We start from the raw sequence: 13,133 nt of genomic DNA on the forward strand, positions 1-13,133 counted from the left end.
CGCTACCGCTTCTCTTGGCGACGCACCATCTCCGCAATCCACAGCGGTGCATAGGGAGAGGTGCAGCCCCGCGGGGCGGGGTAGTCCTCCAGCACCTCGAGCCGTTCGCCAATCTCGAGCGCTCGCTCGGCGGTCAGTGCCCAGCCGGCGCTACGCACTCCGGCATCCGGGTCATCCGTCCACGCCGCCCGCAACTCTTCGAAGTGGGGGCTCTTCTTGACGACATAGTTGATCAACCAGTCGCGCACCTTCGATGCCCTCGCCTGGCGCACCATGGCATCCAACTCGGCGGCAGTGAACTCTGTGGGCCGACAGATGAGCAGCGCCAAGAGTTGCGCGGGGGCGTCATCCGTTTCCCACAATTCGACGGCGAGTGGATGCTGCGCCTTGAGCCGTTTCGCAATTGCCCGCAGCGTGCTGAGGTTCACCCCATGGTCGTCGCCGTGGCGCTCGTTAATGGCGCGAGCCTTTGGATCCTCGAGCGCCGCCAACTCAGCCATCACCTCAGTTGCTGCAGTGGTATTCACGCCCCGACGCTACTCCGCCTGCGCCTCCCGTGCGCGAGCACTGAGCACGGTCAGATCGAGGCCAGAAAACTCCACCAAAGATTTAGTTGCTTAAGGTAAGTAATATAGTTACTCTCGCTAAGTACTTAAGGAGATGAGCCATGATTGACGAGACGGATGCCGCAGGCCTGCTCACGGGAATGGTCACGATCAGCCGCACCTTTCGCAAGGCTGGTCAACGAAGTCGCGAGCGCAGCCTCGCGGGCACGAAGTACGGATTTTTGCGGTGCCTGATCGACTCTGATGCTCGCCTCGGTGAGCTCGCCAACCAGCTCATCGTCTCGGCGCCCGTCGCCTCCCGCGCTGTTGAAGCCCTCGAGGCCGAAGAGCTCGTCGAACGCCGCCCCGACCCGAGCGATGCGCGCGCCATCCTCATCTCTATCACCGACCACGGGCGCGCGGCAGTGGCCGAAGGCGACAGCCACATCATCCGCAAGTTTGCTACCGCCCTTGACGACTGGTCTCCCGAAGAAGCCGAGCGCGCCATCCGCCTGCTCAGCGTGCTCAACGAACGACTGGCTGACGTACTTCAGCCCTCCGAAGCTTCGGCCGACGCTGAAACCAGCGCTGCGCCCGACACCACCCCAATCAACTGACGCCCTCACCACTAAAGACGAAAAAGAGAACAACGAATGACAGCAACTGCGCGCACCACAACGCAATCGCCCGACGCCTCCGGCGCACCAGCTACGTATACCCACCGCGAAATCTTGCAAGTGATGACCGGCCTCCTTGCCGCCCTCTTCACCGCCATGATCTCCACCACGATCGTGTCAACCGCGTTGCCGACGATCATCGCCGAGCTTGACGGAACTCAGCGCCAGTACACCTGGGTGATCACCGCCAGCCTGCTGACAATGACCATCACCACCCCGATCTGGGGCAAGCTCTCTGACCTCTACAACAAGAAGATGCTGACCCAGCTCTCCATCGTCTTCTTCCTCGTCGGCTCCATCGCCGCCGGATTCGCTGGCTCCATCGGCGTTCTGATGATCGCCCGCGCGCTCCAAGGAATCGCCATGGGTGGCCTCACCGCCCTCGTGCAATCGATCATGGGATCGATCATCGCCCCGCGTGAGCGTGGACGCTACGCCGGCTACATGGGTGCGGTCATGGCAGTCGCCACCGTCTCCGGGCCGCTGCTCGGTGGCATCATCACCGACTCCCTCGGATGGCGCTGGTGCTTTTTCGTCAGCCTGCCGCTGGCGATCATCGCGCTCATTGTGCTGCAACTGAAGCTTCACCTGCCCACCAACCCGCACGCTAAGACTCAGCTTGACTACCTCGGAGCCGTTCTCGTCTCCATCACGGCAGCACTGCCGATGCTCTGGGTGACTTTCGCCGGAAGCGACTACGACTGGATTTCGTGGCAGTCGGGCGTCTTTCTCGCCGCCTTCCTCATCGTCGGCTTCTTCGCTGTCGTCGTCGAGCTACGCGCTCCCGCCCCCATGATTCCCCTGCGTCTCCTCGGAAATTCGACAACAATCTGGATGATCATCGCCAGCGTCGGCATCGGTGTCGGCATGTTTGGCTCCGGGGTGTTCCTCACCCAGTACTTCCAGCTCGGTACCGGCGCGACCCCGACCCAAGCGGGACTGATGACCATTCCGATGATCATCGCCCAACTGCTGTCCGCCACCATCGGTGGAATCATCGTCAGCCGCATCGGTCGCTGGAAGCCCGTCATGCTCGTCGGCAGCATCCTGATGCTCGCTGGCCTCAGCGGCCTCGGCACCATCACCCACGACACCCCGTATTGGGCTGTCGCGATCTACATGGCCCTCATGGGTGTCGGCATCGGCGCCCTCGTGCAGAACGTGGTGCTCGCCGTGCAGAACACCGTGGACGTCAAGGACGTGGGATCAGCATCCGCTGCAATTGCGTTCTTCCGCTCGCTCGGTGGCGCTGTTGGCGTGACCATCCTGGGTGCTGTGCTCGCGAATCGCGTGACCAGCAACATCAAGGATGACCTTGCCGAGATCGGCGTCGACCCCAGCGCGCTCTCGAATGGTTCCGGCGAAACCAGCCTCGATATCACTGGCCTGCCCGACGTCATCCAGACGGCATTCCACCACGCCTACGCGGATGCGTTCGGTTCCATCTTCATGATCGCCGCGTTCGTCACCGCCACCGCAGTGATCGCCATCGCCGTAGCTCGCGGCTCAGTGCTCCGCACCACAATTGGCATGGCACCTCCCGCTGGCGTTGCCGAGAGTGATGCTGATGCTGAAGCTGAAGCTGAGACGGATGTTGAGACGGATGGTGCTGTCGAGACGACCGGTGAGGTCGCGACAACCGACGACGCACCCGACACCTCACAGGAACACACAGATCGATCCAGCACAGACTAAACCGCGCTGACCGGCTTCACCAGAATGGCCCGATGAACACTTCGCCCTCGTGGCGAGTGCGAATCGGGCCGTTCTGTTTAACAGCTGTGCGGCCCGTGCCAGCGTTGGGCACTACGCAAGCGTCGAGCGTTACGCGAGCTCGCGAATAGCGGCCACGAACGCATCGATGTCGGCCGGTTGATGCGCGAACGACACCACAATGCGCACGACACCGGGCTCCCAGCGGTTGGTGTAGAAACCGAAGCCGCGATCGTGGAGCGCACCAGAAAGTTCGTCGGAGAAGACAGCGAAGAGGATGTTGCTCCCCGGCTCGCTGGTGACCGTCACGCCCGCAACATCCGCGATTCCCGTTCGCAGGCGCGCCGCCATGGCATTGGCTTGGCGGGCGTTATCGAGCCAGAGGTCGTCGGTGAGGTACGCGTCGAGTTGTGCGGCCTGAAAACGCATCTTGGAGGTGAGCTGGCCGCCGCGCTTGTGGCGGAACGACAGCTCTGTGGCGAGGCTCGGATCGAAGCAGACGATGGCATCCGCAGTGAGGGCACCATTCTTGGTGGCCCCAAACGAGAGCATGTCGACGCCGAGTTTCCACGTCATTTCGGCAGGGCTCACGTCGAGCGCGACAAGAGCATTGGCGAAGCGAGCACCATCCATGTGGATACGCAGGCCAGCCTCGCGGGCGATCGACGTGAGTTCGCGCAGTTCACCAATCGTGTACACACTGCCGGTCTCGGTGACCTGGGTGATACTGAGCACGGATGCCTGCACGCTGTGCACATCGCCGCGACCAGCCTTCACGGCTACCCGCAACTCGTCGGGATCAATCTTGGAGTGCTCGCCGCCGAGCAACACGATCTTGGAGCCGTCGGTGAAGAACTCCGGCGCACCGGCTTCGTCATTCTGGATGTGGCTGTCGGCGTGCGCGAGGATGCTGCCCCAGGGGCGCGTTAGCGATGCGAGCCCGATTCCGTTCGCTGCCGATCCGGTGCCGACCGCAAAAACTTCGAGTTCGCACTCGAACGCTGCCGCCATCTTGGTGCGCATCTGGGCGGTGAGCGCATCATTGCCATACGGGGCCGCCGGGCCAGCGGATGCCGCAACGACGGCATCCAAAATCTGGGGCGAAGCGCCTGCAGCGTTGTCACTCAAGTAGCCGCGCAGGATGGAGTCGGTCGGGGTCATGGCAGCTTTCGGTAACGAGAAATGTGGGAGGCCAGTCGATGATATCTCCCGGCGGCTGTGCGGGATAGGAACGCGCTCACCCAGAAGGCAGGTCGCAATACTTTTGCGTGTGACGCAACGGGTCGATGCCCTTTCGAGGGCTATGTTCTGATTCTTGCTGCCACTACTCTAGGAACATGAGCATTTTTGCAGTATCCAGCGATGTCGTGAATCCTCTGATGCCTCAGGGGTTCGACATCCTGTTCTCCTCGATGTTCGTGTTCGTGCTTCTCGTCAACTTGGCAGCACTCGTGCTTGTCGTTACGGCACTCGTGTCCATCTCGCGCCATCGCCACATGCTTGTCGGCACCGAACTAGCTCTGTGGGTCGCGATTACGGTGATCGGGACCGGCCTCGGAGCGATTGCTTGGTTTGCGATTGGCCGCCGAAAAGCGCGCGACAACTCTCCCGAAGAGGCGCTGCCAGTGCGCGACTGAGCACCGGATGTTACAAACATCGAAAATGCTCTAATGAAGCCTCGACAGACAGCCCCCACAGGGGTTAACTCAAAGGGAGAGAATTCCCGCGGAGTTGCGGGATGTTTCCCAGCAGTGTCTGAGGTCCTCAATAGTGTGAACTCGAAGGAGTAAAAAACTATGACGATTACCACGCCACGACCGACTGAAGGAACAGCCGACCGCATGCGCCCCACCGTAGCCTGGACGACTATCCAAGCCGGACTCTGGGTCGGCAACACCGCCGGTGAGTTTGCCGGCATGATCGAGCGGAGCTCCGCTGGTGAGTTCTTTGTCACCGACCACCGCGCCCGGCCGCTCGGCACCTGCGCCACCCTCGACGACGCGAAAGCCCGTCATCAGAGGCAGTTGCAGGCCGCCCAAGCTGCACGAAAGCCCACGATCTAAGCCCAACGCTTGATATTAGAATCTGCGCATGTAATCATATTCGCATGAGCGCAGATATCTCCGAGTGGGCGGATCCCGCCGACGACTACGTGTCGGTCGCCGTTGAAATTTTCTCCCTGCTCGCGGATGCCACCCGGTTTCGCATCGTGCTCGCCCTCCGCGAAGGAGAACTCGCCGTGGGAGAAATTGGCGAACGCGTTTCTAAACCACAGGCCACAGTCTCTCAACACCTCGCGAAACTGCGCATGAGCCGAGTCGTGACAACGCGCCACGAAGGCGCCCGTGTCTACTACCGCCTCAGCAACGACCACGCCCTCGAGCTCATCCGCGTCGCTGTCTATCAAGCCGAGCACGCGGTTGACGACACTGTGCGCCACAGCCACCACGCGCCATCCACACCCCTCGGTGATGCCAGGAGCACCAACCCTGTCACCGCCGGCGGCACCAGCACCGGCACCGGCACCGGCACCAGCACCGGCACCGGCACAGACGGGCCCCGCTAATGGGCGCCGGGCACGACCACGCCGCTGGCACCAACAACCGCACTCGGCTCCTCATCGCCTTCATCATTACGGTCGGCGTTGTTATCGCCCAGGCCATCGGCGCCATCGTCACGGGCAGCCTCGCGCTGCTCGTCGATACCGCCCATATGCTCACCGACTCAGCGGGGCTCCTCATGGCACTGCTCGCCGCCGGCCTCATGCAACGCCCCGCCACCAGCAAACACTCCTGGGGCCTCAAGCGCACCGAAGTGCTGAGCGCGATGGCGCAATCAACGCTGCTGTTTGCGGTCGGAATTTACGCACTCGTCGAAGGTATTCGCCGTCTCTTCGACCCACCCGAGATTCAACCGACCGGCTTGCTGATTTTCGGCATCATTGGCCTCGTCGCTAACCTCGCTGCGATGATGGTGCTCACCAGCGGCCGCAACTCCAACCTCAACATGAAGGCGGCGTTTCTCGAAGTCGTCAACGATGCCCTCGGCTCCGTGGGCGTCATCGTCAGCGCAATCGTGATTGCCCTCTTCGGCTGGTACCAAGCGGATGCCGTGGTCGGTATTCTGATCGCCATTTTGATCGTGCCCCGCACCATCATCCTGCTCAAGGCAAGCCTCGGGGTGCTGCTGGAATCGACGCCCAAGGGTATCGACCCCGAAGCAGTGCGCGCCCACATTCTGGCGATGGATCATGTCACCGCGGTGCACGATCTGCACATCACGCGCATCTCGTCTGACCTGCCCGTGCTCACCGCTCACGTCATCGTCGGCGACGCCTGCTTCCGTGACGGTCATGCCGCCGAGATGCTGCCCGCCCTGCAAAAGTGCGTCGCCGAACACTTTGAACTCAGCATCGAACACTCAACATTCCAGATCGAACCCGAAAGCAACATCGACGAAGAGCACGTGCACCACCACTAGCGGGTCATGCTTCATTGGCCATTACTGCCGGTATCTCACCGACGGATAGAGAACGCACTATTTCGCGCGCTGCCCCGGGATCGCTGCAAGCAGTTCGCGCGTATATTCGTGCTGCGGATTCGAGAGCACCTCGCGCGCAGTGCCCGACTCAAGAACCGTGCCCGAACGCATCACCGCAATGTGGTCAGAGATCTGACGGATCACGCCAAGGTCGTGGGAGATGAAGAGGTAGCTGAGCCCGAACTGCACCTGCAGGTCGACCAACAGTTGCAAAATTTGTTCCTGCACTGAGACATCCAGAGCAGATACGGGTTCATCGAGCACGATCAACTCGGGGCCGATCGCAAGCGAACGCGCGATGGCGACGCGCTGACGCTGACCGCCCGAAAGCTCGGTGGGGCGACGCTGGGCTAGCGAGGGGCTGAGGCTCACGTGCTCGAGCAGTTCGCGTGCTACTTCGGCACGGTGGGTGCGGTCACCCACCCGGAAGGCGCGCAGCGGCTCAGCGATGATCTTCTCGATCGACATCTTGGGGTCGAGCGAACCGAACGGGTTTTGGTAGACGACCTGCACGCGACGGCGCAATTGGCGCAGAGCCTCGCCCGACAGCGAAGTGACATCGGTGCCGTCGAAGCTCACAGTGCCTGAATCGGCCGACGCAATGCGCGCCGCGATGCGAGCGGTGGTGGTCTTGCCCGAGCCCGACTCCCCCACGATCGAGAAAGTCGAGCCGCGAGGCACCACGAACGAGACATCGTCCACGGCGCGCAACACTTGCGAGCCTCCACCCTGGCGGCGCAGAGCGAAGGTCTTGACCAGGTTCGAGACCTCAAGAATGTTGTCAGCGGGCTCGGCATCCGCCCCGCTGTCGGCGGCGACGGCTGCTGTTCCGGATGCCGTGGCTGAGCCCGCAGGCTGCGCTGGGCGGGTGTGGGTGAAGAGCTTTCCCGCGCTCGATTGCTGGTTCTCGCCGAGAGCCGTTACCGACGGGGTGAGGCGTCTGCTCGCCAACCCCGGAGCGGATTCCACGAGTTTCTTCGTGTACTCGTGGGTGGGCGCCGACAGCACCTGTTCGGTCGTACCCTGCTCGACAATTTCGCCATTGCTCATCACGGCGACGTAGTCAGCACGGTCGGCGGCGACAGCAAGGTCGTGGGTGACGAGAACGACGGAGGTGTTGTGGCGGCGCACGAGTTCGTCGATGTTGTCGAGAACGTGGCGTTGCACGGTCACGTCGAGGGCACTCGTCGGCTCGTCCGCGATGACGAGTTGGGGGTTGCAGGCCCACGCGATTCCGATGAGCACGCGTTGGCGCATGCCGCCCGAGAGTTCGTGCGGAAACTGGGTGGCGCGAGCATCCGGATCGGGCAGCCCGACCTCATCGAGAATGCGCACGGCTTCGGCCGCTGCTGCAGCCTTGTCGAGCTTGAGGTGCAGGCGCAGCGCCTCGGCGATTTGGTCGCCCACGCGCATGAGCGGGTTGAGCGACTTGCTGGGGTCTTGCGGCACGAAGCCGATGCGGCCACCGCGAATGGAACGCAGCTCGCGCTCCGACATCGGGCCGAGATTGCGCCCTTCGAACTCGATCGAGCCACTGTCGATGCGACCTCCGGATGCCAGCCGCCGAATCAGTGCCTGCGAGGTCGTGCTTTTTCCCGAGCCCGATTCGCCGACAATCGCCACGATCTTGCCGCGCGGAACGACGAAGCTGATGCCGCGCACCGCCGCCACGGAGCCGGAGCGAGTGGCGTACGAAACGTGCAGGTCACGCACGACGAGAATGTTGTCGTCGGCTGCGGCACCGACGCCGACAACCGAGTTCGCACCGGACTCTGCTTTCGCACCAGAACCATGCTCGATCATTCGTCGCCTCCGATCGCTCGTGCTACCCGGTTCACGGCAAGCACGACCACAAGAATTACGGCACCCGGAATGATGCTGAGGCCGGGATTGGTGGCCACATAGTCGCGGCCGGCGGAGACGAGCGCACCCCACTCGGGAGCGGGCGGCGGAGCGCCGAAGCCCAAGAAGGTGAGGGCCGAGACCGAGAGGATGGCCGTGCCCAGCTCGAGCGCCGCCATCGCAATCACGGGGCGGGCCGCGTTGGGCAGGACGTGCTGCACCAGAATCGCGGGCGCCCGAACGCCCAGCGTGCGGGCCGCTTCGACGTACTCTTCGCTGCGGATGCGGATCACTTGCGAGCGCATGACGCGCGCGAAGCTGCCGGCAGCCCCGAGCCCGACACCAAGGGCGAGAGACAAGGGTCCGAAGCCGAGGCTGGCGACGACGATCAGAGCGAGAAGAACTCCGGGAACGGCGATCAGCACATCCACGAAGCGCATGATGATGAAGTCAGTGCGGCCGCCGACGAAGCCCGAGATCAGCCCCACGACGGCGCCCACAACAACGCCGACGACAACAGCGAGGGATGCCGAGAGCAGCGAGAGAGCGGCTCCATAAATAACGCGAGAGTAGAGGTCGCGGCCCAAGTTGTCGGTGCCGAACAGGTACTGAGCGCTCGGTGGCAGCAGCCGGTCTGTCGCGACCGACTCGAAGGGATCGTGGGTCGCGAGCAACTGGGGAGCCAGAGAGGCCACGATCGCCACCGCGATAATGATGAGCCCGAGAACGAAGCCGGGCTTGCGCAGATTCGTCACTTCTTCGCCCCCAGTCGAGCGCGCGAGGGAACGCCGCCCCCGATGCGCGTGCGCGGGTCGATGAAGCCGTAAGCGACATCCACGAGCAGGTTGACGAGCGCATAGATCGCGCCGACCACCAGCACGACGCCTTGGATGACGTTGATGTCGCGAGCGAGCACGGCGTTAACGGTCATGCGGCCGATTCCGTCCCGCGAAAAGACGGTCTCGACGACGGCGGTTCCGCCCGCCAAGTAGCCGATGAGCAAGCCGAGGATCGTGATGGAGGGCAGCAGGGCGTTGCGCAGCAGGTGCTTCGTGAAGATGCGGCGCGGCGGCACACCCTTGGCCACGGCGGTAAAGACATAGGGACTGTTCTGGGCTTCGAGCACGGCAGAAGAGAAGACCTGGAAGAAGAGAGCACCGACGGGCAGGGCGAGCGTGATCGCGGGCAGAATGGCCGCGTCGACGCTGCGAGCGCCGGCCGAGGGCAGCCAGCCGAGAGTGAAGGCGAAGACGCTGATCAACAGCAGGCCGCTCAGGAAGGCGGGCACCGCGATCCCGAATGGCGGAATCTGCAGCAGCAGTTGGCGTAGCCACGGCCACGGTGCGGCGTAGGCCAGGAAAGTGATGAGAACGGCGGAGGTGACGCCGAAGAGCAGAGCGAGTGAGGCGATCTGCACGCTGAAGGGGAAGGCCCGGCCGATCATCTCGGTCACGGGAACACCGGTAGCGATGGAGATTCCGAGGTCACCTTGGGCTGCCGCAATGAGGTGGCCAAAGTACTGCTGCCAGAGTGTTCCGTCGAGGCCGTACTGCACGCGCAGGGCATCGAGTTCAGCCGGATCGATGACCGTTGATGCGCCGCCCTTTGCTGCAAGGGCGGCGATCAACGGGTCACCGGGCAGGAAATGGACCAGCACGAAAACGAGCGTGTAGGTAGCCACGACAACGAACAGGAACTGTCCGAGTTTGGGCAGCAAGTAGCCTGCCCAGGCTTTCACCTGTGTCACGACTGACGCTTTTTCATGCTGGTCACATCACCTAGGGAGAGTTATTCCGAGACGCTGACGTCGTACATGATCAGTCGCGACGACGAGTCGAAGGTCAGACCAGAAACGTTGGCGGTTGAGGCGTGCACCTGAGCAACTTCGAGAAGCGGGATCAGGTACGCACGGTCAATAATCATCTCCTGAATTTCGGCGATGAGTGCCGTGCGCTCGGTGGTGTCTGCCGTGCTGGCCTGCTCGTTGAGCAGTGATTCCAGTTCAGCGTCATCGATGATGGCCCACTTCGAGACGGCATCCTTCGAGAACGTGACCCGCAAAACGTCGGGGTCAGTGCGCGTGAGGCTCGCGCTCAAGAAGTCGTAGTCGCCGGTCGCGATGGCTCCGAAGAAGTCTCCGGCGGTCACGATGTTGAGCTGCAGGTCGATGCCAGCCTTAGCGAGCTGAATCTGAGTTGCCTCCAGAACATCCTGGCCGTAGAACGCGGTAACGCTCATGGTGAGACGCTGGCCATCCTTCTCGCGGATGCCGTCAGAGCCGACTACCCAACCGTTATCTTCGAGCAACTCAGTGGCTGCATCGAGGTCGTAGGCCATGGCGTCTTCCTGGCTGCTGTAGCCAGGAGTGGCGGAGCTCAGCGCGCTCGAAGCGGGCTGCGACTGCGACGAACCGGTGAGTGCCGTGATTTCTGCACGGTCGGTAGCGAGCAGCATTGCCTTACGCACGATCTCGTCGCTGACGACGGGACGCGTGGTGTTGGGCACGAGGCTCGTGGGCATTCCGGGGTTTCCGCGAGCGTAGATGTTGTAGTCCGCGGTGTCGAAGCGGGCCTCATCTGCGGCAGGAAGGTCCTGGATGATGTCGAATTCGCCGGTCTGGAGTCCACCGGTGCGCACGCCTGCCTCCGGCGTGATCGGGAACGTGACGGTGTCAACGAGTGCTTCACCGCTGTGGCCGCGAAGTTCGGATGCCCAGTCGTAACCGACACGCTTGGCGATCACGACGGAGTCGTTAGCCACGTAGGAGTCGATCGTGAAGGGACCAGTGCCGACGACAGTCTGGCAACGGTCTTCGGGGCTGAGCTCGGTGGTGGCGTCAGAGACGAGGCCGAGCGTGATGGTGCTGGCACCCTGCAAGAACTGAGCGTTCGACGACTCGAAGTTCACGGTCACCGTGTTCTCGTCAACAGCGGTGCTGCCTTCGTAACCGGCGAGGTACTGCGAGGCGAGAGATGCGGTGGAACCCATCTCAAAGAGAGCGTCGAGGTTCTTGACCACGGTGTCTGCGGTCAGCGCAGTCTCATCGCTGAAGGTGACGTCATCACGCAGTTCGAAAGTGAACTCGGTGAGGTCATCGTTGGTTTCCCAGCTCTCTGCGAGCCACGGCACCAGTTCGCCGGTTTCGGCATCCTGATCAATGAGCGAGTCAACAACCTGGCGGCCAATGTTGAGCGCGGTGGTGAGGGTGACCTGCTGAGGGTCGAGGCACACGGGGTCACCCGTGACTGCCATCGTGATATCCGTCTTGGGCGAAGCGGCTGGCCCTGCCGCGCAAGAGGCCAACAGGCCCAGTGCGGCAAGTGCTCCGATGGGCGCAATGCCCCAGCGAAGTACTCGGTTTTTCGGGGAGTTCATACTCGGTCCTTTCAGTGCTGAAGACGCAACGTGGTGAGCGTTGCGGTGGTACTGCGGAATGTGATGCGGATGCTGCGAGTGGAGCTGGTGCTGCTGGAGGGTTCTACTGCTGCGTGTTATGCGGTGGTGCTGCCCCGCATTACTGCGGGAGTTCCCCGAACACGACGACACCGCGCGAGACAACCGCGACGATGTTTTCGGTACGAAGCTGAGTGATGTCTTCCCACGGACGGCCCTTGAGTACGACAAAGTCGGCGCCCATTCCGGTCGCGAGGGTTCCCACCTTGGCGGCCAGACCGATTGCATCGGCCGCATCCGAGGTCGCGGACTGCAGCGCACGTTCTGCGCTCCAGCCGAACATCTCGGCCATCAGACGTACTTCTTCCATCTGATCGCCGAATTTTACGAAGATGCCATTGGCATCGGTGCCGAGCACGAAGCGCACTCCGGCGCGACCCGCTGCGGTGAAGTTGGTGTTGCGCTCGATCACAACGGCTTGCGCCTTTTCTTGCGCTTCCGCCGAGACCGGGATGCGGGCTTCGGCGATCACGTCGTTGATCATGAGCGTGGGCGCCACCGAGATGTTGCGCTCGAGCAGTGTTGGCCACTGCTCTTCGGTGATGCCGGTGCCGTGTTCGAGAGAGTCGACTCCGGCATCCAAGGCAATCTGGTTGCCCTCGGTGGAGTGGCTGTGCGCGGCGACCTTGAGGCCGAGAGCGTGGGCTTCGTCGAGGGTTGTCTCGATTTCGGCGGTGGTCTGGTTGCGCCAGCCGACCTTGTCGCCGGTGGAGAGCACGCCACCACTGGTGAAGATCTTGATGCCGTCAACACCGGCGCGAGCGTATTCGCGTACGAGCTTGCGGCACTCGTCTGGACTGTCGGCGGTGGGTGTGCGGTGCGGGTAGTGCGGCGGGATGAAGAGATCGCCGTGACCCGCGGTCATGCCGACGGGGCCGTGCACAAGAATGCGCGGGCCCTGCTGAATGCCCTGATCGAAGGCGCGCTTGACGGCGAGCTGTCGACCATCACCGGAAAGATCGCGCAGGGTGGTGACTCCGTTGCGAGCAGCCTGATGAGCGTTCGCCGCGATGTGGAAGACCTGCTCTTCCCACGGAGTAAGCAGTGGCCACGAAACCCAGTCGACCTTGTCCGGTCCGGCGTAGCCGCCGAGGTGAACGTGAGTGTCGATGAGGCCGGGAATCACGCTGTATTCGGATGCCGTGGTTGCGGCGTCCGAGTCGGTGGCGTTGGCGTCGTTCACGGTTTCTACCGCGTCGATCCGGTCGCCCGTCCAGCTGATGGAGCCAATGCCGTGCGCGGCCGTGCCATCCCATAGCGATATTCCCTCGATGCGCTGGGATATTTCGGTCACGAATGGCTCCTTCAACTTATGATTTGTATGACGCTAGCAGAAGAGTGGCACTTGTAAACAAGTGACAGT

At 62.6% G+C, this 13,133-nt stretch carries 13 protein-coding genes; 6 read left to right on the forward strand and 7 right to left on the reverse strand.

Annotation, left to right across the window (positions count from 1 at the left end):
* Positions 1–2: 2 nt before the first annotated feature.
* Entirely contained in the window at positions 3–527 is a 525-nt protein-coding gene (locus I6E74_RS12455) for a DNA alkylation repair protein (RefSeq protein ID WP_374189170.1), read from the reverse strand.
* Positions 528–667: 140 nt separating this feature from the next.
* Here I6E74_RS12455 and I6E74_RS12460 point away from each other — a divergent pair, with 140 nt between their 5' ends.
* Positions 668–1,162, forward strand: coding sequence for a MarR family winged helix-turn-helix transcriptional regulator (locus tag I6E74_RS12460; RefSeq protein WP_197126120.1), 495 nt, complete (start codon positions 668–670; stop codon positions 1,160–1,162).
* A gap of 36 nt (positions 1,163–1,198) precedes the next feature.
* Complete coding sequence (locus I6E74_RS12465) at positions 1,199–2,917, forward strand: MDR family MFS transporter (RefSeq protein WP_197126122.1); 1,719 nt, start codon at positions 1,199–1,201, stop codon at positions 2,915–2,917.
* A 129-nt stretch (positions 2,918–3,046) separates the two neighbouring features.
* On the opposite strand, the gene I6E74_RS12470 is transcribed toward I6E74_RS12465, so the two are convergent.
* Complete coding sequence (locus I6E74_RS12470) at positions 3,047–4,096, reverse strand: low specificity L-threonine aldolase (RefSeq protein ID WP_197126124.1); 1,050 nt, start codon at positions 4,094–4,096, stop codon at positions 3,047–3,049.
* A gap of 176 nt (positions 4,097–4,272) precedes the next feature.
* On the opposite strand from I6E74_RS12470, the gene I6E74_RS12475 reads away from it, so the two are divergent.
* The 4 genes from I6E74_RS12475 (at position 4,273) to I6E74_RS12490 (ending at position 6,415) form a co-directional block, all read left to right on the forward strand.
* Positions 4,273–4,572, forward strand: coding sequence for a hypothetical protein (locus I6E74_RS12475; RefSeq protein ID WP_197126126.1), 300 nt, complete (start codon positions 4,273–4,275; stop codon positions 4,570–4,572).
* Positions 4,573–4,731: 159 nt separating this feature from the next.
* On the forward strand, positions 4,732–4,998 hold the full coding sequence (locus tag I6E74_RS12480; protein ID WP_197126128.1) for a hypothetical protein: 267 nt from the start codon (positions 4,732–4,734) through the stop codon (positions 4,996–4,998).
* A gap of 44 nt (positions 4,999–5,042) precedes the next feature.
* Positions 5,043–5,501: a metalloregulator ArsR/SmtB family transcription factor gene (locus I6E74_RS12485; RefSeq protein ID WP_197126130.1), complete on the forward strand. Its 459-nt coding sequence runs from the start codon at positions 5,043–5,045 to the stop codon at positions 5,499–5,501.
* Entirely contained in the window at positions 5,501–6,415 is a 915-nt protein-coding gene (locus I6E74_RS12490; protein WP_197126132.1) for a cation diffusion facilitator family transporter, read from the forward strand. The genes I6E74_RS12485 and I6E74_RS12490 overlap by 1 nt, the downstream gene beginning before the upstream one ends.
* Positions 6,416–6,472: 57 nt before the next feature.
* On the opposite strand, the gene I6E74_RS12495 is transcribed toward I6E74_RS12490, so the two are convergent.
* The 5 genes from I6E74_RS12495 to I6E74_RS12515 all read right to left on the reverse strand — a co-directional run bounded on the left by I6E74_RS12495 (position 6,473) and on the right by I6E74_RS12515 (position 13,064).
* On the reverse strand, positions 6,473–8,278 hold the full coding sequence (locus tag I6E74_RS12495) for an ABC transporter ATP-binding protein (RefSeq protein ID WP_197126134.1): 1,806 nt from the start codon (positions 8,276–8,278) through the stop codon (positions 6,473–6,475).
* Complete coding sequence (locus I6E74_RS12500; RefSeq protein WP_197126136.1) at positions 8,275–9,072, reverse strand: ABC transporter permease; 798 nt, start codon at positions 9,070–9,072, stop codon at positions 8,275–8,277. The genes I6E74_RS12495 and I6E74_RS12500 overlap by 4 nt, the downstream gene beginning before the upstream one ends.
* Complete coding sequence (locus I6E74_RS12505) at positions 9,069–10,064, reverse strand: ABC transporter permease (RefSeq protein WP_197126138.1); 996 nt, start codon at positions 10,062–10,064, stop codon at positions 9,069–9,071. Before I6E74_RS12505 ends, I6E74_RS12500 begins: the two co-directional genes overlap by 4 nt.
* 41 nt (positions 10,065–10,105) lie before the next feature.
* The gene (locus I6E74_RS12510) at positions 10,106–11,692 is read right to left on the reverse strand and encodes an ABC transporter substrate-binding protein (RefSeq protein ID WP_197126139.1); all 1,587 of its coding nucleotides are present in this window, start codon (positions 11,690–11,692) and stop codon (positions 10,106–10,108) included.
* Positions 11,693–11,831: 139 nt separating this feature from the next.
* On the reverse strand, positions 11,832–13,064 hold the full coding sequence (locus I6E74_RS12515; RefSeq protein ID WP_197126141.1) for an amidohydrolase family protein: 1,233 nt from the start codon (positions 13,062–13,064) through the stop codon (positions 11,832–11,834).
* Positions 13,065–13,133: the final 69 nt, after the last annotated feature.

The sequence above is a fragment of the Salinibacterium sp. SWN139 genome (assembly GCF_015864625.1).
In the GTDB taxonomy this organism is placed as follows: domain Bacteria; phylum Actinomycetota; class Actinomycetes; order Actinomycetales; family Microbacteriaceae; genus Rhodoglobus.